The organism is Anaeromicropila populeti (assembly GCF_900112775.1).
Lineage (GTDB): Bacteria > Bacillota > Clostridia > Lachnospirales > Lachnospiraceae > Anaeromicropila_A > Anaeromicropila_A populeti.
Genome location: NZ_FOYZ01000014.1, coordinates 2267 through 24517, shown reverse-complemented (window position 1 = coordinate 24517; position 22251 = coordinate 2267). Strand labels below are relative to the sequence as shown.

At 35.9% G+C, this 22251-nt stretch carries 20 protein-coding genes and 1 CRISPR repeat array; of the genes, 2 read left to right on the top strand and 18 right to left on the bottom strand.

What is annotated here, in order from left to right; all coding sequences use genetic code 11:
• Positions 1-303 precede the first annotated feature (303 nt).
• Positions 304-1582: a CRISPR direct-repeat array (repeat unit 30 nt; unit sequence GTTTCAATTCCTCATAGGTATCTCTAAAAC).
• 239 nt (positions 1583-1821) lie between these two features.
• The 12 genes from BM305_RS15245 to BM305_RS15190 form a co-directional block, all read right to left on the bottom strand.
• Positions 1822-3345 (bottom strand): glycoside hydrolase family 43 protein, encoded by a 1524-nt coding sequence (locus BM305_RS15245; RefSeq protein WP_092562669.1) that lies wholly within the window; start codon positions 3343-3345, stop codon positions 1822-1824.
• Between the two features lie 82 nt (positions 3346-3427).
• Positions 3428-5308: a substrate-binding domain-containing protein gene (locus tag BM305_RS15240; RefSeq protein ID WP_177214756.1), complete on the bottom strand. Its 1881-nt coding sequence runs from the start codon at positions 5306-5308 to the stop codon at positions 3428-3430.
• A gap of 65 nt (positions 5309-5373) precedes the next feature.
• Positions 5374-6027 (bottom strand): fructose-6-phosphate aldolase, encoded by a 654-nt coding sequence (fsa, locus tag BM305_RS15235; protein ID WP_092562664.1) that lies wholly within the window; start codon positions 6025-6027, stop codon positions 5374-5376.
• A gap of 44 nt (positions 6028-6071) precedes the next feature.
• On the bottom strand, positions 6072-6773 hold the full coding sequence (locus BM305_RS15230) for an L-ribulose-5-phosphate 4-epimerase (protein ID WP_092562661.1): 702 nt from the start codon (positions 6771-6773) through the stop codon (positions 6072-6074).
• Positions 6774-8444 (bottom strand): ribulokinase, encoded by a 1671-nt coding sequence (gene araB / locus BM305_RS15225; RefSeq protein WP_092562658.1) that lies wholly within the window; start codon positions 8442-8444, stop codon positions 6774-6776. It lies immediately after the preceding gene.
• 37 nt (positions 8445-8481) lie between these two features.
• Positions 8482-9978 carry an L-arabinose isomerase gene (gene araA / locus BM305_RS15220; RefSeq protein WP_092562655.1) on the bottom strand — a complete coding sequence of 499 codons (1497 nt, stop codon included), beginning with the start codon at positions 9976-9978 and terminating at the stop codon, positions 8482-8484.
• A gap of 125 nt (positions 9979-10103) precedes the next feature.
• Positions 10104-11198, bottom strand: coding sequence for a GntR family transcriptional regulator (locus BM305_RS15215; protein ID WP_092562652.1), 1095 nt, complete (start codon positions 11196-11198; stop codon positions 10104-10106).
• Positions 11199-11291: 93 nt separating this feature from the next.
• Entirely contained in the window at positions 11292-12167 is an 876-nt protein-coding gene (locus BM305_RS15210; protein ID WP_092562649.1) for a metallophosphoesterase, read from the bottom strand.
• A gap of 19 nt (positions 12168-12186) precedes the next feature.
• The gene (gene scpB, locus BM305_RS15205; protein WP_092562646.1) at positions 12187-12756 is read right to left on the bottom strand and encodes an SMC-Scp complex subunit ScpB; all 570 of its coding nucleotides are present in this window, start codon (positions 12754-12756) and stop codon (positions 12187-12189) included.
• Positions 12746-13513, bottom strand: a complete 768-nt coding sequence (locus BM305_RS15200) for a segregation and condensation protein A (RefSeq protein WP_092562643.1) — start codon at positions 13511-13513, stop codon at positions 12746-12748. Before BM305_RS15200 ends, scpB begins: the two co-directional genes overlap by 11 nt.
• A gap of 143 nt (positions 13514-13656) precedes the next feature.
• Positions 13657-14898: a D-alanyl-D-alanine carboxypeptidase family protein gene (locus BM305_RS15195; protein ID WP_092562641.1), complete on the bottom strand. Its 1242-nt coding sequence runs from the start codon at positions 14896-14898 to the stop codon at positions 13657-13659.
• Between the two features lie 78 nt (positions 14899-14976).
• Complete coding sequence (locus BM305_RS15190; protein WP_092562639.1) at positions 14977-15531, bottom strand: Ig-like domain-containing protein; 555 nt, start codon at positions 15529-15531, stop codon at positions 14977-14979.
• A 145-nt stretch (positions 15532-15676) separates the two neighbouring features.
• Here BM305_RS15190 and BM305_RS15185 point away from each other — a divergent pair, with 145 nt between their 5' ends.
• On the top strand, positions 15677-16615 hold the full coding sequence (locus BM305_RS15185; RefSeq protein ID WP_177214755.1) for a calcium/sodium antiporter: 939 nt from the start codon (positions 15677-15679) through the stop codon (positions 16613-16615).
• 3 nt (positions 16616-16618) lie between these two features.
• Here BM305_RS15185 and BM305_RS15180 read toward each other — a convergent pair whose 3' ends face one another.
• Entirely contained in the window at positions 16619-16921 is a 303-nt protein-coding gene (locus tag BM305_RS15180) for a hypothetical protein (RefSeq protein WP_092562637.1), read from the bottom strand.
• A gap of 191 nt (positions 16922-17112) precedes the next feature.
• Between BM305_RS15180 and BM305_RS15175 the strand changes: the two genes are divergently transcribed.
• Positions 17113-18141 carry a 3-deoxy-7-phosphoheptulonate synthase gene (locus BM305_RS15175; protein WP_092562635.1) on the top strand — a complete coding sequence of 343 codons (1029 nt, stop codon included), beginning with the start codon at positions 17113-17115 and terminating at the stop codon, positions 18139-18141.
• An 87-nt stretch (positions 18142-18228) separates the two neighbouring features.
• Here the strand turns inward: BM305_RS15175 and BM305_RS15170 are convergent, their stop codons facing one another.
• From BM305_RS15170 to BM305_RS19375, 5 genes are all read right to left on the bottom strand, one after another.
• On the bottom strand, positions 18229-18819 hold the full coding sequence (locus BM305_RS15170) for a stage II sporulation protein M (protein WP_177214754.1): 591 nt from the start codon (positions 18817-18819) through the stop codon (positions 18229-18231).
• A gap of 60 nt (positions 18820-18879) precedes the next feature.
• The gene (locus BM305_RS15165) at positions 18880-19413 is read right to left on the bottom strand and encodes an NUDIX hydrolase (protein WP_242940559.1); all 534 of its coding nucleotides are present in this window, start codon (positions 19411-19413) and stop codon (positions 18880-18882) included.
• Positions 19414-19441: 28 nt separating this feature from the next.
• Entirely contained in the window at positions 19442-20242 is an 801-nt protein-coding gene (gene proC, locus BM305_RS15160; protein WP_092562630.1) for a pyrroline-5-carboxylate reductase, read from the bottom strand.
• A 32-nt stretch (positions 20243-20274) separates the two neighbouring features.
• Positions 20275-21471 carry a pyridoxal phosphate-dependent aminotransferase gene (locus tag BM305_RS15155; RefSeq protein WP_092562627.1) on the bottom strand — a complete coding sequence of 399 codons (1197 nt, stop codon included), beginning with the start codon at positions 21469-21471 and terminating at the stop codon, positions 20275-20277.
• 339 nt (positions 21472-21810) lie between these two features.
• Positions 21811-22251, bottom strand: a 441-nt coding sequence (locus BM305_RS19375; protein ID WP_272481968.1) for a cellulose binding domain-containing protein, incomplete at its 5' end; no start/stop codon positions are given.

Here is a 22251-nt window from a genome sequence, read left to right as displayed (position 1 = left end):
TCCATTTAATAATCTTAATAGCACAAAAAAAGCCAAATAAAATGAATCAGTTTCATTTCATTTGGCGTTCTCTCCTATCACTGTTTATTAATTATTATTATCTCATACTTCTAGCATAAACCATCTGGAAATTGCCGCGCTTTATTTTACACATGCTTTTATTATTGGCATGTTTTACACGCATAGAAATAATCTTAAAACATTTACTAAATTATACCAATCGAACAAATGTTTGTCAAGTGCTGATTATTTATCTGTGTTTCTATAATCCAGAAGATTTTTGAAGGAATAAATCTTTTTGAAGTTTCAATTCCTCATAGGTATCTCTAAAACCAGTAGTAAACCCTAAACGATATGTACCCATATTGGTTTCAATTCCTCATAGGTATCTCTAAAACGTAAGCAATGGATACAACATGGCAACTGGCAGACAAAGTTTCAATTCCTCATAGGTATCTCTAAAACGAATTGCCCGATAACTCAAAACAATCTGTTTTTGAGTTTCAATTCCTCATAGGTATCTCTAAAACCTGAGAAAGATTTCAAAACAGGAAAAGAGATCGGGTTTCAATTCCTCATAGGTATCTCTAAAACGCTCATGTACAAAATGAGTGAAACCAGTACATGTAGTTTCAATTCCTCATAGGTATCTCTAAAACACCACATTCCCACATGCATGGGATACCTTTCTTTGAGTTTCAATTCCTCATAGGTATCTCTAAAACTGAGTCGCATCTCTCTTGGCTCCAGTCCTGAATTTTCGTTTCAATTCCTCATAGGTATCTCTAAAACTATATTTTTGTTGACATTGAAAACATTTCATTCTAGTTTCAATTCCTCATAGGTATCTCTAAAACGCACACAAGAAGGTATTGAATATGGGCCATTTCCAAGTTTCAATTCCTCATAGGTATCTCTAAAACGTTCTTGCAATTCTTTTCGCTTCTCGCGCTCTTTCTTGTTTCAATTCCTCATAGGTATCTCTAAAACGGTGTATGGCGTACCATCATACGGAAAAGAAGGGAGTTTCAATTCCTCATAGGTATCTCTAAAACATGATGAATACAGACAAAAAGGATATATTACAGTCGTTTCAATTCCTCATAGGTATCTCTAAAACGCAAGTGTTTTTCCACCATATCTTTTTGGAGTGAGTGGTTTCAATTCCTCATAGGTATCTCTAAAACCTACACCAATACTACCTAAAGAAAGAATTGGAGGTAGTTTCAATTCCTCATAGGTATCTCTAAAACAAACATCAGAACTTGAGAAAATTCAATCAGATGTGAGTTTCAATTCCTCATAGGTATCTCTAAAACGAAAACTTTGTGGAGGAGGAATAGAATGCAAGAAATGTTTCAATTCCTCATAGGTATCTCTAAAACAACCTCCCTTGCGTATCAAAGCACCAAAAATAGCGAGTTTCAATTCCTCATAGGTATCTCTAAAACGGATGTTTGTGGAATGGAGAAGAATCCACTATTGAGTTTCAATTCCTCATAGGTATCTCTAAAACTCAGATGTTTGTGGAAGAAAATCTATGGACAGATGGGTTTCAATTCCTCATAGGTATCTCTAAAACCCATTTCATCCCTAATTTTATCACATCCTCCATGACATGTAAATCCCTAACTTTACAAAAACATTTGCTGATGCCCGGAAAACAGCAAAGGCAAAAAGGTCGACCCTCCGTACTTTTTACCCTATTGGAGGTCGACCTCAAAACCTTGTATTCATATAAGCTATTTTTCCATCAAAATCAACTAATCATATACCAGCATAATAGAACTTTCATTTACATAAATCGTAATTTATCAAGCTCTATTTCCCAACATATTCAAACCACTTAAAAACTGCCTTATTACAACATGCCCTTCCATTTCCTGTTGCATACAATCCAATATAATTTCCAGTAAACTTGCCTCCTGTCTCAGTAGTTAGATAAGCCGTTTCCCCACTCCCTAATACAATTCTTTCATAGCCTTTCACATAACCAAAAAAATAATGCTCCTTATCCGCATTCAAAAAAAATTCTACCTCCATTTTTTCATACGGAATCTGCTGCTCCACCTTCCAAAGAGAGCCTATTTGCCTTCGGAACATCAGTATCCTAGAACCATTCACCCAGGTTATAGCAATTTCATAATGATGCTTGTTATTCATATAAATACACAAACCCGCTTCTTCTCCCTCATTTTGGGGGTCAAAATAAAGCAAAGTCCTTGCATAAAAAACATGATGCTCTTGTCTTCGTCCAATCCATGCCAAGGAATCAGCTTCCGAAAGGCTCACTGAATTTCCCTGTAAAGAAAGACCTTCAGTTCCCAGTTCCACTGCTCCTTCAATGGGATTATAGATAAAATTCCATTCCTTCCTCAATACTCCGCGAAAATCATCCAAAACCATATCAGGAAAAAGTCCTACTTCACAAGTATCATCCGTAAGAGGAAGCCTGTCCGTTTCAATTTCCTCATCTAGCAATCCATTTCTTCCAAACACAGGCCACCCATCCTTATCCCACACTACTGGAACCAACATAGTTTCCCTGCCAAGATTATGACGATACGGATATGAAATCGGTCGAATTCCCAGACATACAGACCACCAGTTATTATTTTGATCAAAAAATAAATCTCCATGACCAACTGCCTTTATAGACAATCCATAACTCCGATTTGTTAGCACAGGATTCCGTGGACAGGATTCATACGGTCCCTTTACAGACTTACTTCTAGCAACCGTAATCATATGACAATATTCAGTACCACCCTCAGAAATCAACAAATAATACCATCCATTATACTTATATAAATGTGGCCCCTCTGGATCATTTCCACCAGTACCAGCCCATATATTCTCATACTCACTAATTCTTTCTCCAGAATTCAGATCAATCTGGCATAAATAAATTTGTCCAGAAGCTGTTCCTATATAATATGTTATTCCATCCTCGTCAAAAAAGAACGAAGGATCAATACCTGGACAATCGAGCCACACCGGATCAGACCATTCCCCAAAAGGATCTTTTGTCCACACAAAAAAATTTCCATCATCCGCACCACCATATGTTACATTTGTACATACCACATAAAACGTACCATTATGATACCGAATAGTTGGTGCAAACGTACCTGTTTCATTAGGAAACCCCTTTCTAATCGTCAATTGGCTGTTTCGTGTAATACAATGACCAATTAAATCCCATTGAATCAAATTCCTACTATGAAATACTGGAATACCTGGAAAATATTCAAAGGAACTATTTACCAAAAAATAATCCTCTCCCACTCTGCATATACTTGGATCGGGATGCATACCTGCTATAATTGGATTTCTATATATCATAAACCATACTCCTTGTGCATTTCATTTTTTGAATCCTATTATACGTGTATTTGTATATGTTGACAAGTTTCTTTAACAAATATCACAACTTAAAAACAGCCTCCCCATATTGATTAATCAAATAAACTTCCATTAGTATTTCTTTTTTTTCATAATTATCATAAACTACTGGAATGCCTAGTAATACTGCATTAGCTATTTCCACCCCAATTTCACCCATCCGATAGGGCTGTTGTGCAACCGTTCCCTGCACTACCCCTTCTTGTATTTTTTCCAATACAGCCGGATCTGCATCAAATCCAATGATTAGAATTACACCTTTCTTACCAGCTTCTTCAAGTGCCTGAGCAGCTCCTACTGTCATAAGTCCATTTTCGCAAAAAACCACTGCTAAATCATTGGCATAAGATTGCAATATAGCCGTCATTTCTAAATAAGCATCCTCTTGTTCCCCATTTGCAGATACTTCAGCAACTACCTGATATCCCTTTTCCAGCATTACACTTTTAAAACCCTTTCCTCGCAGTAAAGCATACGTAGCTGTTTTTTCTGCTTTTATAATCGCAATATTCTTACTATTAATTTTATGTTGCTTAATTAAAATTAACGCATATTCACCAGCCAGTATTCCTCCACCAAAGGAATCTGAAACAATAAAGGCTGCTACGTCAGCTCCGCCCGTTCCACCATCTATTACAACAACAGGTATATTTTTTTCTGCTGCGTATTCAGCAATATAAGGAACCCCTTCTGGATAATAAGGAGAGATTAACAGTGCATTCACATTATTATTAATTAAACTAATACATCCTATTTCCATTTCAACAGCATTACTTTTTTGATCATGAGCAATAACATTAATTCCAAGTTCTTCAGCTTTTGTAAGAACACCCATCTGCATTGTCATATAATAAGCCCATGAAGCATTATAAACAGACCACCCAAACGTAAATCCTCCAGGAGGTATTATTGGATTTTCATTTTCTTTGCTATCTGTATTCGCTCCCTTTAAAGATTCCAAACCACGATCGGTATACTTATAAATTCTAAAAAATTCGTGAGAAGCTTGTATAGAAGAGTGAGAATTTCCAGTCATCACTAAATCAAGTGCATCTTTAAAAACATTTTGTACATACCATTGTAAATAATTCGCTTGTAAAGGATTTGAAAAACTAAGATTATTTATTTCTTGATCGTAAAGCCCCTGTTTCATTAATGAAGCAGGGAAATTTTTCAAAAGATTCTGATATATTACTTTTACATCATTTAAAGAAACGGCCATCTGCCCATTTATTTGAATCGGTAATTCTTTTGACATCCCAGATAATTCAGAAACTACATCTATTATATTAATAATGAAATTCGTACTGTCTGTTAATCCAATCTCCATTAATCCACTCTCTATTTTCCATTTAGACTTCTGAGTATCGCAATTTTGTCCTTTATAGGCAAAAGAGCGTTCTACAAAATACCAAAACGGTAAAAGTTTTAACTTTCCATCAAAATAAGGAGCATTTAACATGGTAAACTGGTGTCCATGCGTAAATAGAACCCTTTTGTCATACGATGGAATATAAGCAACAGAACGATATTTTATGGTATAGCCATCCAAACTTTTAAACCTTTGCATATCCCCTTCATTCACATTCATGTCATGATCTCCTGGAATATATACCATTCTGCCCTTCAATGCATTTAATGCCTGAATTAGTTTTCCTTCCTGCCCCAAAATAACAGGATTTGCTGCAATAATGTCATCCAACGTTGGAGGAATCTGTTGAGGCGGATATGCCCAAAATTCAAAAATATCACCTAATAGTATAACTTCTATTATTTGATCAGCATATGCTATAATATCATTAAAAATTGTAATTAAATTTTTTTCATGAACTTCTTTTCGATAACGTACAGAAGGTGACTCTATTCCTATACAAATATCACTTAGTATTATTACATAGTCCATATTTACTCCCATCATGGCTATACATTTACTATATTATATGTATAGCCATGATGAAATATCTTATGTTATTCTCCAAACACTGCTTTATAGTCTGCCTGGAATTTCTCAATTCCCTGATCGGTTAAAGGATGCTTTGTCATCTGCTCAATTACACTATAAGGTACCGTTGCAATATCTGCACCTGCCAGTGCACAATCTGTAACATGAATTGGATTACGTACACTAGCTGCAATAATCTCTGTTTCAATGCCATGAACTTCAAATATATCAGCAATTGTGCGTATTAAATCAATTCCTGGCTGTGAAATATCATCCAGTCTTCCTAAAAATGGTGAAACATAAGCTGCACCTGCCCTTGCTGCTAAAAGTGCCTGATTTGCAGAAAATACCAATGTAACATTAGTTTTAATTCCCTCACTGGCAAGAACCTTAGTCGCCTTTAATCCTTCCACCGTCATAGGAATCTTCACTACCATATTAGGATGGATTTTTGCAATTTCTCTGCCTTCTGCAATCATTCCTTCTGCATCTACTGTAGTTGCCTTAACTTCGCCGCTTATTGGTCCGTCTACGATAGCTGTAATTTCCTTAATTACTTCTACAAAGTCCCTGCCCTCTTTTGCAATCAAAGATGGGTTAGTAGTTACACCGCAAATCACTCCCATGTCATTTGCCTTTTGAATATCCTCTACTTTGGCTGTGTCCACAAAAAATTTCATATATAATCCTCCTTAAATTTATATAAATTAATAACCTGCTTTGTTTAATGTTCCTCACTACCTTGTCCATAATAAGCATTGGCACCATGCTTTCTATTGTAGTGCTTATCAAGTAAAAACTGCTGCACCCTGGAAACATTTGGATTTAACGTCATGGTTTTATATGCCATTTCTGCCACTTTATCCATTACTACTGCATTGTACACAGAACCTGCTGGGGTTTTCCCCCATGCAAAAGGACCATGATTCTTTACTACTATAGCAGGAATTGCCATTGGATTGCAAGTCCCAATCGTCTCTACGATTACATTTCCCGTATTTAATTCATATGCCTCTTCAATCTCTTGCTGGGTCAGGTCTCTTGTACAAGGTATATCTCCATAAAAATAATCGGCGTGAGTAGTTCCTAGCGCTGGAATTGGCATCCCCGCCTGTGCAAAGGTAACTGCCCATGTAGAATGAGTATGCACAACTCCTCCTATGTCGGGATAATTTTTATAAAGCACAATATGCGTGGCCGTATCAGAAGAAGGCTTATAATTTCCTTCCACTACTTTTCCATCAAAATCCACAACCACCATATCCTCTGGCTTCATTACATCATAGTCCACTCCACTTGGTTTGATGACAACCAGACTGTTTTCACGGTCAATTCCGCTGACATTCCCCCATGTATAGATAACCATCCCTTTTTCTACCAGCTCCATATTAGCTTCATAAACTTCTCGCTTTAACTGTTCTAACATCTATTTCTTTGCCTCCGCTTTCATGGCTTTTAATCTCTTCATAACATCATTTTCACCTCTGCCAAAGTAATCATGAAGCATTTTAAATTCAACGTATAATTTCTGATATGCCACCACATTCTCTGGAATTGGTTTATAAGTTTTCTCTTCAACCTTACCCATTCTTTTTGCCGCATCAAAAATGGAATCATAGCCTCCCTTTTCTGCACCAGCTGCAACAGCTCCAAACATAGCTGCACCAAGTGCGGGAGTTTGGTCAGAAGCACCGATAAATATTTCTTTATTCGTAACATCTGCGTAAATCTGCATCATCATTGAATTTTTCTTAGATATTCCCCCACAGGCATACAATTCATTGATTGGTACACCTGAATTTTCAAAGGTTTCAATAATCATTTTTTTACCATACGCTGTTGCCTCAATTAACGCCCGATACATTTCTTCTGGTTTTGTAGTCAAAGTCATTCCAAGCATCATGCCCGTCAAGTCAACATCTACCAAACAAGAACGATTACCGTTCCACCAATCAAGTGCCAGCAATCCGCTCTCTCCTACCGCAAGCTGAGAAGCCTTTTCCGTTAAAAACTGGTGTATAGATATTCCCAATTTTTCTGCCTCGTCAAAATAAGCCGCTGGAACACAGCTTTTTACAAACCATTCAAAATGATCCCCTACACAAGATTGTCCTGCTTCATAGCCAAAAAATCCAGGCAGTACCCCATCCTCTACGACACCACACATACCAGGTACTATTTTTTCTTCTGTTCCAAGTAAAATGTCACAAGTAGATGTTCCAATAATCATAAGCATTTTTCCTGGCTCTGTTATACCCACTGCTGGAAGAGATACGTGTGCATCCACATTTGCCACACCAACTGCTGTTCCTGGAAGCAAGCCAATTTTTGCAGCCATTTCTGCTGTCAATTCACCAGCCTTTTCACCCAATGAATGAATATCTGTACTTAGTTTATCTTCTACTACATTTTCCAGCCTTACATCTAGTGCTTTAAAAAACTCTTTAGATGGATACCCCTTCTGCTTATGCCACAAAGCCTTATATCCTGCTGTACAGCTGTTTCTTGCCTCAACACCAGTCATTTTCAACGTAACCCAGTCTGTTGCTTCCATAAAACGATCTGTTCTATCATAAATTTCTGGAGCTTCCTCTAAAATCTGCATAATTTTTGGAATCATCCATTCGGAAGATATTTTTCCTCCGTATCTTGCTAGAAAATCTTCTCCACGCTGTGTCGCAATCTGATTCAGTTTATTTGCCTGTGGCTGTGCTGCATGATGCTTCCAAAGCTTTAACCATGCATGAGGCACGCTCTTAAGTTCTTCCTGAAAGCAAAGCGGTGTTCCCTCTTTGTCAACTGGAAGCATCGTACATGCTGTAAAATCAATAGCAAGTCCAATCACATCAGCAGGATTCACTCCTGATTCCTTTAATACAGCAGGTATCGTAACTTCTAAAACCTCAAGGTAATCCGCCGGATGCTCAATAGCCCAGTCAGGTCCTAATTTCGTCCCATCTGGCAGAAATTCATCCATCACCCCATGTGTATATATTTTAGTTGCTTGTGCAACTACCTCACCATTTACAACATCTACCAAAACAGCCCTGCCAGATTGCGTCCCATAATCAACGCCAATTGAATATTTTTTTTCCATGCTCATCTACTCCTTTTTGCATTCTACATTATCTTATTTATTTAAATGCAATTGAATTCCATCTAAGTTCATTTTTTAAACTGCGGATTGTGGTATTTTTATCTATTACCACACATTCTATTCCCATAGCAGCTGCCCAGTCTTCCATCTGTTCTGTTGTTAAATCATAAGAAAATGCGGTATGATGAGCACCACCTGCCAAAATCCATGCCTCTGCACCTGTTGTTAAATCAGGCTTTGGCGTCCAAAATGCAGTTGCAACTGGCAGCTTCGGCATTGGCTGCTCAACTTTTTTACAGTCCACTTCATTTATGATCAAACGGAAACGATTTCCCATATCAATTAGAGAAGTTGCAATTCCCTGACCTGTTTTTGATGTAAATACAAGACGTGCAGGATCTTCTCTGTTTCCCATAGAAAGTGGATTTACTTTTATTCCAATTCTGCCTTCTGCAACAGTTGGACAAACTTCTAACATATGTGCCTGCAAAATACCTTCTTTGCCAGGAACAAGATTATATGTGTAGTCTTCCATAAATGAGGTTCCTTTTGCATCCTTAATTCCATTTGCCATAATTTTCATTAATCGTACCATGGCAGCGGTTTTCCAGTCACCCTCTCCACCAAATCCATATCCTTTTTCCATCAACCTTTGAATGGCAAGCCCAGGAAGTTGTTGCAAAGCACCCAAATCGCCAAAATGTGTCACAATAGCATGATAATTTTTATCTGTCAGGAATTTTTCAAAACCAATTTCTATACCTGCCTGCACTGCTACATGCTTTCTAAATTCGCTCTCTTCTCTGCCTTCTAGGAGAATATCATACCTGCTGTAATACTCCTCTACCAGTGCATTTATATCTCCTTGTGCAACATCTTGAACATATTCTGCGATTTCATTTACTGGATAAGCATCAATTTCCCAGCCAAATTTAATCTGCGCCTCCACTTTGTCACCTTCTGTAACCGCAACATTTCTCATATTATCTGCAACACGGCAGACTCTGATATGTGAAGATTCCATCAAACCAACAGCTGTCCGCATCCAGCCTGCCATTCTTTCCTGTACCTTCTTGTCGTTCCAATAGCCTGCAATTACTTTTCTTTCCAGTCCCATACGCGTTACAATGTGACCGTACTCCCGGTCTCCATGTGCAGATTGGTTTTCATTCATAAAATCCATATCAATTGTATCATATGGAATTTCCTGATTAAACTGTGTGTGCAGATGAAGCAGCGGCTTTCTAAATTCCTGCAAGCCTAAAATCCATGACTTTGCTGGTGAAAAAGTGTGCATCCATGTGATAACACCCGCACATTCCTCATCTGCATTTGCCTCATTAAATGTTCTACGAATTAATTCATTGGTAATAAGTGTAGGTTTCCAAATAACCTCAAAGGGTAATATTCCTGATCTATTTAATTCCGCTACAATTGTTTTTGAATGCTCCGCAACTTTTGCCAAACACTCATCCCCATATAAATCCTGTGATCCCGTTGCAAACCAAAACTTGTACTTTTTACTCTGTAGCATACAATGTCCTCCTTAAAATACCTATTGTTTTTCTTATAATCACATTTTACAACTGGTACGGTCGTGTATACAAGTTGTTTCTAATTTGATCGGTATTTCCTTCTGACACAGACACTGTAGAGCCCTTATCTGGCAATACAAGAATCTTTAATAATCAATTGAGGTTCAATAACTCTTGGCACCCTGCTGTTTTCTTCTGACACACCATTTATCCGTTCCAACAAAAGCTCTGCTGCCATGGCTCCAAGTCTTTCTTTTGGATGCTCTACTGTTGTTACACCTAATACTCCGATTTCTGTTGAATAGGAATTGTCAAAACCAGTTACAGATACATCTCTTGGTACAGAAAGTCCAATTTCTCTTAATGTATTAATCATAATATGTGCCAGCTGGTCATTATAACAGACAACAGCGTCAAACCGCACTCCATTCCGTATCATTTCTATCATTTCCGCCCTTGGCTTCAGAAGCTTATCCTCCGTATGATACCAAATCACCATTTCTGGATTATACATTATTCCGCATTCATTCAGTGCCTTTACAAATCCGATATGCCTCCTAAAACCCTGATTATCATCTGTTTTAAAAATACCCACCAGATTTTTATGTCCCAAATCAATCAGATACTTTGTAATTAAATACATTCCCTTTTCATCATCCATAACAATAGATGGCTTGTCCTTAAACTGTGGGTATGTCCCATGAATAAATACACAGGGAATATTACACTCATCAAATTTCTTATATATTTCCAAATGTCTGGAATAAATCTGGCTTTTGCTTGGTTCAATAATAACTCCATCTACATTTTTCTTTAACACATCTTCTAGACATGCCATCTCAATAGCCCTGCTGTTCTTGGTGTTTTTCAGAATAATACTGTAACCTTGTTCCGTCAATACATTGTCGATTCCTTTAATTAATAAAGGAAAAATATAATTAGATATATAGGTTGTAATGACAGCAATGTTCTTCGAACTGCCGCGGGTAAAAACCGTATCCGCACAAAAGCTTCCTCTGCCATGCTCTACTACAATATATCCGTCATTCTGTAACATAGATAAAGCCTTTCTAACCGTATGTCTGCTTACACCATACTTAACAGTCAACTGGTTTTCAGATAAAAGCTTATCTCCAGGTTTTATTTTACCACTGCGTATTGCTTCTTTTAAATCTTCCATTAATATATAATATTTTGGCTTACCCTGATTGCTGTCCATACCATACCTCCATACTCCTATAGTATATATCATACACTTGTATGGTCGTATATACAAGTTGTTTTTAAACCTTGATAAAGTCATGGTCTTACTCTAGAAAGTTTCTTTTACTATAACAACAGAAACTTCTGGAATATTAAATAAACGCATTTTTATTGTATGAACGCCCAAACCTCGTGATAAAACCATAGTGGACTGCTTTTCCTGAAACCGCCCTGCATCATACTTAGGAAAAAGCTGAAATGTTGTAGAGATTACTCCTCCCAATAACGGCAGCCGGACAACTCCTCCATGCACATGTCCTGCCAATACCACGTCTGCCCCCCAGCTGGCATACTGCTTGAAATAGAGCGGATTATGCGCCAGTAGTATCTGAAAGCTCCCAGAACCAGTCCTTGTGCCAATATATTGACTTAATCTTTCACTAGTAAGCTGTGGAATCCTCCGTCCCTTTTTATAATACTCCAAATCTAGATCTAGCCCTGTAATACAAACCTGCTGCTGATTCACTAAAATAGTTTCTGACTCATTTCTTAGGAATTGAACGCCTGCTGCCTCTGCCCGCTCCACATACCTTTGAAGCTTACCAGCAGTTTTTTCCTTTAACTGAAGCAGCTTTTTTTCATGATTTCCATAAGAATAATAAACAGGAGCCACTTTACACAACTCTTCCAAAAGATATTCCATTTTGTCTGTTTCAAATTTTTCACTATAAACGAGTAAATCTCCACCAATCAAAATAAAATCTGGTACTTGCTTTTTAATTGAGGCAAGTAATCTGCTATTTCTTTTTCCATACTCAAAATTGTGAATATCTGACAAGAAAACAATTTTGACCGTTCTGCCGTTCTTCTTAAACTTATGGGTCTCAACAATATATTCCTCTATCTTAAAGCTGTGAAGCTCTCTCCATATTTCTAAAAGTACCAGTATAACCGCCACAATCAGAATAACAATCACTTCTTTCATAATTAAACCTGCCTTCTGCCTAAATATCCAGTTTTAACTGCATTTCCTCTTCAGCCTCTAATTTAAAATCCTCTAGTTTTTCAGAATTAACCATCGGTAAATCTTCTAATGACTGAATCCCGAAATTCCGTAAGAATTCTTCTGTTGTTCCAAACAAAATAGGTTTTCCTGGTACGGAAAGCCTGCCAACCTCGCATACAAGATTATATTCCACTAGCTTATTAACTGCATGATCACTTTTCACACCTCGAATTGTTTCAATTTCAATTTTAGTAATCGGCTGCTTATACGCAATAATAGAAAGTGTCTCTAATAACACATCTGTTAATACATGTTTTTTAGGTATGTGTGCAATTCGGATTAACGTTTCATACATATCAGCCTTTGTACACATTTGAAAAGCGCCATCCAGTTCAATTATCTGAATTCCTCTATCCTCTTCCTCATACCTGTCCATCATATTCCGAATAATTTTTCTTATCGTTTCTACATCATGTTCAATGGCTGCTGCCAGCTTTTCACATTCCACCGCTTCACCCATTGTAAATAAAATGGCTTCCACCTGTGCCTCTATTTTCTTAATTTCCAATTTCATTGCTCCTATCTACATATGTAATTGTAATATCATCAAAAATCTCTTCCTGCATAATCCAAATGGTTCCCATTTTAATTAGTTCCAGTACCCCAAGAAATGTTACAATTACTTCTATTTTCCCTCGTTGACGCTCAAGTAATTTCCGAAAACTAAATTTTTTATGTTGTATTGCATAATTTACAATAAACTCCATCTTTTCATTTAAATTCACTTCTTCCTTTTCAATCCTGCCAAATTTGCTTCGAATGGGATCAATCTTGTCCACCTGCTTTTTCATAACTGACCGGAAAATAGCATGAAGCTTGGGTAATGACAAATCAGAAAGCAATGCACCAGTATCTACCTCTTCTTTAAACTCTTTAATCTCCTCTGGAATCGTAGCTCTCTTAAAAAGCATCCGTGAAGCATCTATCTGCTTGTCCTTTAATTCAAACGACATGTATTTATAAAGCTTGTACTCCAAAAGCCTTTCTACCAGTTCCTTTCTTGGGTCCTCCTCTTCCTCTGTATCATCCTGCTGCACCTTAGGAAGAAGCATCTTTGACTTAATATTTAAAAGCGTAGCTGCCATTACTAAAAATTCACTCATTAAATCCAAATCCTTTGAATCCATTCCCTGAATATATTCCATATATTGTTCTGCAATTGTTATAATGGGAATGTCATATATATTAACCTTATTTTTATCAATTAAATGCAACAGTAGATCAAGTGGTCCCTCAAACACTTCCAGCTTTACCTTAATACTCATTCTACACCTGGCCTTCTCACTTATTCTTCTCTTCTAATCCGTATTTTTGTCTGCTTCGAAACTATTTTACTAATAAATGAAAGAATTCGCAAGTGTTCTTTTGCAAACAAATGGGAGGAAAAATCTCTCTTCCTCCCTAATACCTAATCTGCAATAAAAAATTTCTTTACAATTTTTTCTAGATAATTTTTAAACTTTGCTTTTCCTATGTTTTCAGAGGATACAATTGGAACACTTCCAATATCCTTTCCTCCATATGTATACTTAATTTCTCCAATAACATCTCCCTCCATAACTGGAGCTTCTACATCAGCTTCATATATAATTTCTTTTTGAATGTTCTCACTACTTTCTCCATTCATAAGTAAATAGGTAAAGGTACTTGCTATTTTAGGAACAATAAAATCCTTTAATCCTCTTTTAACAGCAATCTGTTCTAAAACAGTATCTTTATTGTCATCCTGATACATAGTGCAGTTAGCAAAGCCGTAGTCTAACATTCTAGCTGCCTCCGAGAATCTTGTTTTAGATTCTGGAGCAGCCATGACTACTGCAATCATATCCATTCCGTTTCGATTAGCTGTCGCTGATAAACAGTACTTTGCTTTACTGGTCGAACCTGTTTTTAATCCTGTAATTCCATTATATGTACGTACCAGTTTGTTTGTATTTGTTAGTCCAAATTCACTTTCTCCCTTTTTCGTTGTATGAGTAAATGTATCCATCCAGACAGTAGAATATTTTGTGATTTCAGAGTGTTTTGTGATTAACTCTCGCGACATGAGTGCAATGTCATAAGCACTGGAATAATGACCTTTTGTAATTTCATCATCAAGACCACAGCAATTCATAAAGTTAGTATTATTCATACCTAGTTCTTTTGCTTTGGCATTCATTCTAGTAACAAATTCTGTCTCTGAACCAGCCAAAAACTCTGCCATTGCTACTGCACAATCATTTGCACTGGAAATGGTTATACATTTTATCATTGTATCTACTGTCAGCTTTTCATTTGGCTCTACATAAACCTGGGAGCCTCCCATAGACGCTGCATGCTCACTTACTGTAACCTCATCCTCTAAACTGATTTTTCCGTCTTCTAATGCTTCAAAAATCAACAGAAGTGTCATTATTTTAGTAATGCTTGCTGGAAACCGTCTTTCATCTTTATTCTTCTCATAAAGTATGGTTCCTGTTGAACCTTCAATCAATACAGCACTTTGTGACGTTATCTGCAAATCAGGCTCAGATGTCTTTTCCTCCGTTTCATTGGAAATCAAGGAACGATTTGTGTGGAATGCAGAATTCCCAAATACAATGTTTTTCTGGCTAATTATCTGCATACATAGAATGATACAACAAAAATATGCAACTACTCTTTTCATCTTACACACCGCTACAATTTTATGATTACTACTATTTTAATAGCTACGTTTCATTTTTATGACAACTGTTAAGACTTTTTATATAACAATAATCTCACATTTCAAAGTAATTCCCTTTACTTTGGCAATTACATAAGTGGTTCCGCTCTTCACACCTGTTACCTTACCAAAACGAGTTACTTTAGCAATACTTTGATCCTCACTCTTCCACTTTACCCATGCAGATGTACCCTTTACCTTCAAATTAGTCTGTTCACCCTTTTTGCAGGATATAGTTCCCTTATTTAAAGCGATTACGTATACCCGGCACTTTAGAGTTTTCTTTTTAGTTTTCACTAAAATCATTGTATTCCCTGTATTTTTTCCACTGATTTTTCCAAATTGATTTATATCTGCAATACGAAAATTCTGTGACTGATAGGTAACTCGCTGATTTACTAAAAATAAATTCATTTTACATGTACTTCCCTTTTCCATATAAATAGTTTTCGTATTAACTCGTTCAAAAAAAGACTGGAATAACGATTTATTTTCATAAAACTTTGTATACGGAAACAATAAAATCATTACCAACATAATCAGTGCTATGTAAAAAAACACATTTAAAAAATAAATACACTTAGTTTTTCTCATTTTTTTACTCACAAATTTATTCACTACTAGTATATGTTTTATTAATCAGTTTTACTAGTAGTTTTGCCTTGACAAACATACTGTAAAATTCTACAATATTATCATTTACTACTAATTTTTTATATAATAGGAAGGAACAATTGAAATGGAAATTTTAAAGGAATTATTAATACTGATAATAGGATTTTTCCTATTAATTAAGGGTGCAGACTGGTTCGTTGACGGAGCCTCAAAAATTGCAGATAAATTTCACATACCACAGCTTGTTATCGGGCTTACCATTGTTGCTTTTGGAACAAGTGCTCCTGAAGCTGCAGTTGGATTGGCCGCTAGTGCCAATGGAAATGCGGATATTGCACTTGGTAACGTAGTAGGCAGCAACATTTTAAACATTTTGCTAATACTCGGAATCACTTCTCTGATATTACCACTTTCCATTCAAAAGTCAACCTTATTTTTTGAAGTTCCATTTGTCATTGCTATCTCAGCTGTACTTTTATTTCTTGGCAAAAACGGGAATCAGCTCTCTACAATGGACGGAGTGGTATTATGGGTACTATTTATTATATTTTTTATCTACTTAATACAACTATCCAGAAAGAATAATGGAGCCGCAGATGACATCCCGGCAGCTAATAAAAATGACTCCTTTTTCAAATTAATCATTATCACAATTATTGGCCTTATTTCTATTGTTGCCGGAAGTAAGTTTACAGTCAGCAGCGCATCTGCCCTAGCTAGTATCATGGGATTAAGCGAACGGTTTATCGGTCTTACTATTGTAGCCTTCGGCACTTCTCTACCTGAACTAATTACATCCATTATGGCTGCAAGAAAAGGAAAAGATGAAATTGCCATTGGAAATGTAGTAGGAAGTAACATTTTCAACATATTATTTATTTTAGGAACTACTTCATTACTTTTCCCTATTAATTATGCTCAAGGCTTTATATTTGATAATATTATCTGTATTTTATCAGTTCTGCTACTCTGGTTATGCGTTTTCAAAACAAAAAAACTGGGCAGAATCGGCGGCGGCATTATGGTCATTTGTTATATCGCCTATTTTATAAATATTCTGTAGCTTTTAATTATAGTGAAAAATTCTTGTAATAAGCAGGCTGATTGAAGACACCACAATAAGCAATATAATACTTAACATATCACTTAAAATTCCTTTAGCTGCCAGTATTAGAATTATAACTGCGGTCAAAAACATAACTATATTAATGATAATTGCTTTTTTTGTCTGCTCTGGTACTTTTTGATTTTTCTTCTCAAGACCAGCTTCCGTTTTTTTATATGGCGCTGGTTTTTTTTCCTTTTTCTTTGTTTGTTTCTTCTCTTTTTTAACCCGTACTAAATGAACTCCATCTTTTTCTTCTGTCATCTTGTTGTTCCTCACTTTCAAAATAAATGTCTCTATCTGGTATTATATTGAAATGCTTTTAACCAGTCAACAGGAATTTGCAGCTTAGGCTGTTGATAATCTATTTCTAGTATAATTGTTGACTTATAGTATAAAAAAGTATAGAATGAACTTGATTGATGATTTGTACGAACTAAAGGAGATTTTATACTATGAGTTTACATTATTTAAAGGAAGCTATGACTCCGGACGAGTTGATAACTAATTATCCTATCCCGGCAGACTTAGCAAAATTAAAAGAACAAAGAGATGCTGAAATTGCAAATGTTTTTACCGGTCACTCCCAGAAGTTTATTTTAATAATCGGTCCTTGTTCAGCTGACAACGAGGATGCTGTTTGTGATTATATTTCCCGACTGGCAAAAGTTCAAGAAAAAGTTGAAGATAGGATTATAATTATTCCTAGAATCTATACGAATAAACCTAGAACTACAGGAGAAGGTTACAAGGGTATTGTGCACCAGCCAGACCCAGAAAAAGCACCTGATTTATGTGAAGGGCTTATTGCAATGCGTAAAATGCATATTCGTGCCATTCAAGAGTCTCATTTATTTGCAGCTGATGAAATGCTTTATCCAGAAAATTGGCCTTATTTATCTGATATTTTGTCTTATGTAGCTGTTGGTGCTCGTTCTGTTGAGGATCAGCAACATCGTCTTACCATTAGCGGTATAGATATTCCTTGTGGAATGAAAAACCCTACCAGTGGTGACTTTTCCGTAATGATGAATTCCTGCATCGCCGCTCAGGCACAGCATACATTTTTATATCGTGGCTGGGAAGTTAAAACAGATGGTAATCCTCTTGCACATGCGATTCTAAGAGGTGCCGTAAATAAGCATGGTCAAAGTATTCCAAATTACCACTATGAGGATTTGAAAAGGCTTTTGGAAATGTATAATAAATTAGATTTACAGAATCCAGCTACTATAATTGATTCGAATCATGCAAATTCAAATAAATTGTATTTTGAACAGCCACGTATTATTGAAGAGATAATGCATAGCCGTAAAAACTCAAATGATATTCGTGACCTTGTTAAGGGTATCATGATCGAAAGCTATATTGAGCCAGGCAGCCAGAAAATATCTGACCGCATTTATGGAAAATCCATCACAGATCCATGTCTTGGCTGGAGTGAAAGTGAAAAACTGATTTATCGTGTTGCCGATTTAGTTTAATATTTATTGAAAAGCAGGACTATCTTGGTTCCTGCTTTTTTTAGTTACTAAGAACGCAAAAATGTATGGAACATAGGCATTGTTCTCTTATATTATATGTATCCATTCAATAAAAGATGGATTTACAAATGTCTCTAACACGCTTCCTATTATCATACAGCAAAAAAGGCATAAAAAAATCGGAATTTGTTCCAAAATAAGTTTTCCCTTTCTTGCATATACTCCTTTTTGAATTCTCTGATGAAGCTTCCAAGTTCTGATTATTGCAGTGGCCATGGTTGGAATATAGATTAAATAGTGAGGAAATGCATATGACAAACCAGCTGCAAATCCATTCCATCCGTATAAAATAACTAATGCGCCTAATACAAAGCCAGATGAAAAGCTTTTCAAAAAAATGTAACTCAAATTATATGGCACTGATAAAATTGTAACACTGAACAACCATACTAAAATATAGTTCTTTAATCTTCTTTGTAAAATATATAAAAATAATGGAATTTTATCATTGGAATGAAACTCAGATAATAAGATGTTATTTATGTATTCAGAAAATCCTGTATACCCGTTCTTTGTCAGCTTAGAAACAACAATCCCTGCAACAAAGCTTGTCACAGAAGCCAACAACATAATTTTCGATATGTTCAATTTCTTTAAATTATTTTCTAGTATTTTCATGACAACCTCCATATCCTTACTTTATAGAATATGAAAGCCATCATGTCTTTATGAAACTTCTTACAAACTTCTTTTTGCCTTATATGCTAATAAAGCAGATACTGTTTTGCTGTCTTCGATCTTGCCAGTAAAAATCAGTTCCATTAATTCCGTCAGAGAATGCTTTTCAACATTTAAAAACTCATCTGAGTCCAAATGCTGTCTTCCTGGCATTAAATCCTCAGCAAGATAAATACCTATTTTCTCATTACAAAATGCTACTGTTGTATAAATGTCAATAAGATGTTCCGCAGCCTTTGTCCGATATCCAGTTTCTTCTTCTAGCTCCCGTACCGCACATTCCTTCATGGTTTCTCCAGCATTCAGACCGCCGGCTGGGATTTCCAAAGTATATCGTTCAAGCGCATTCCGGTATTGTCTTACCATAATAATATTTCCATCAGAATCAACAGGTACAATTGCTGCGGCACCTTTATGATTTATAAAATCCCACTCTGCAACTGTTCCATTTGGAATCTGCATATAATCACAGTAATAGTCAATAATCTTCCCCTTATGAATCAATTCTCGTTTTAGTCTTTTATATTCCTCCACGTATACAACTCCCCTTTACAAAAATTTTCTATTTGCTAAATGCAGTTGTTTTTTCATAGCATCGATCAGTAGCCTTAATCACTGCATTACGGAATCCATATTCCTCCAAAGCAGAAACTGCGGCAATTGTTGTACCTCCTGGTGAACAAACCTGGTCTTTCAGTTTTCCTGGATGTTCTTTTGTTTCTAATACCATTTTTGCAGCACCTAATACAGTTTGAGCTGCAAAAGAATAGGCCTGTTCTCGTGGTATTCCATATTTTACTGCCCCATCTGCTAATGCTTCGATAAACATATATACATAAGCTGGAGAACTTCCACTAGCACAAACTACGGCATTCATTAATTTTTCATCTACTACTTCACATTTGCCAAAGGACTGAAAAAACTGTACTACAGTATTTCTTTCTTCTTCTGTAAAGGAATTTTTGCAGAAACAAAGACCAGACATACCCTCATTTACTAATGCCGGTGTATTTGGCATTGCACGAGCCACTAACACATCTGTTCCCAGCTTATTTTGTAAATAAGCTATATCTATTCCAGGAGCTATTGAAATAATAACATGGTCTGCTGTTACACTTTCTTTTATTTCATCTAACACACTTTCATAAACCTGTGGTTTAATTGCAAGCACGATATATTTACTAGACTTGACAAGTTCAACATTGTTTTCCAAATACTTAACCCCTGTTTCCCCATTCACCTTCTCCTTAATTTCTTTTTCAAGGCAGGTAAATGCCAGCTGTTCTTTTTGAAATACCTTTAATGCTCCTTTGAGCATTGCAAATCCCATGTTGCCCATACCAATAAATCCTAATAAACCCATCTTATTAACCTTCTCTCCTATATTATCATTTTTTAAAGTGCCTTTAAAAATTCTTCAATACGATTTAATCCTTTTTCAATCTGCTCCAGTGAAATTGCATAGGATAAACGGATAAATTCATCGCAGCCAAAATCAGCACAAGGAATTACTGCTACATTATATTCCTCAATTAAAATGCTCGCAAAGTTTGCTATATCACCAATTACTTTACCTTTATATTCCTTTGCAAGAACTTCACCCGCATCGATAAATACGTAAAAAGCACCCTTTGGTTCAAGAGTTGAAACATATGGCATTTTTGATATACGTTCAAACATATACTTTCTACGCTTATCAAATTCTTCTTTCATTGCTTCTACTGCATCCTGAGGGCCTACTAAAGCTTCATAAGCGGCTTTTTGTGCAATACTATTTGGATTAGATGTCTGATGACTTTGTACACTACCCATTAGTTTAGCAATTTCAACAGATGAACCCGTATATCCGATTCTCCACCCAGTCATTGCATAACTTTTAGAAACACCACTACAAGTAATTGTACGCTTATATATTTCATCATTTAACGATGCAATACTAATATGTTCTGCTCCGTCATATGTTAAATACTCATACATTTCATCTGCCACAACATAAAAATCTTTTTCCACTGCAATTTTTGCAATTTCCTCTAACTCATCCCTAGAATAAATCATTCCTGTTGGATTGCTAGGGCTGTTTAATATTAAGGCTTTTGTTTTATCTGTACAAGCCTCTAAAATCTGCTGTGCAGTTGGTTTAAATCCTTGTTCTTTTGTTGTATCTATAATTACTGGAACACCATCTGAGAGTTTTACAATCTCTGGATAACTCAACCAATAGGGCGCTGGAATAATCACTTCATCTCCAGGGTTTAAAATCGCCTCAAAAATATTGGTTAATGAATGCTTTCCACCGTTGCTGATTACAATTTGGTTTGGTTCGTATTTAATATGATTGAAATCACTAAATTTCTGACAAATTGCTTTCTTTAATTCGTCTGTTCCTGATGCTGGAGTATACTTTGTAAAACCACTGTTTATAGCTTCACATGCTTTTTCACATATATTCTTGGGAGTATTAAAATCTGGCTCTCCTGCACCAAACCCAACAACGTCAATTCCTTCTGCCTTCAATTTTTTAGCCTTAGCAGTAATTTCTAATGTAGAAGAAGGCTTAACTGCCTGGGCTTTTTTTGATAATGATAACGCCATAATTGCACCACCTTAATTTTTCTAACAAAACTATAACTAGTTTTCCCATATTCTATTTTCTAATACATTTTAATATATATGGTATGATTTTGCAAGAAATAATTGTACTTCATTCGTAACTTCTTTTTTACCCAGTGATTTATGCAAGTTTTCTAGCATTTATCAAATTAAAACAAGTAAAATATGCAAGAAATTCGGCATCAAAATTCATTATGAATCAGGCTATCTATTTACAAAAAAAGTGTGTGTTCCACATACTCTGGCGGTTTTAATTAACTAAAAAAACTCTCTCTTGACAAGTATATATTAACCTGCCAAAAGAGAGCTATCTAATTATTATTAACCTACTTGTGTACCATCATAAAATACTTTTACTCCATTATCAACAAAATCTGTATATGCTGACCAGTCAGATTGAGCAAAACGAACTCCTAATGCTAACGTTCCTGTTCCTGGAGCTAACTGATAGTTACTATCAAATGTTATTTCCATATATCCATCTTCAAATGTAGCATTTACTTTAGAAGTAAGGCTTACATACCATGGATCTACATTTAATTGTAAACCTGCATTATCACACCAGAATGTCTGAGGCTTTGTGCTAGTTTTTGAGTAGTAATAACGAATTGTTAATTTAGAGAAATCAACACTTTCAGTACCAGCTGCAGAAATACTGTATTGCTGATTTACTGAATTTCCAAACTGACTAGTAACTTTAACAACTGGCTTAACACCTGTTACTGCTGTTGGTGTTGGTGTTACTACTGGTGTTGGTGTTAC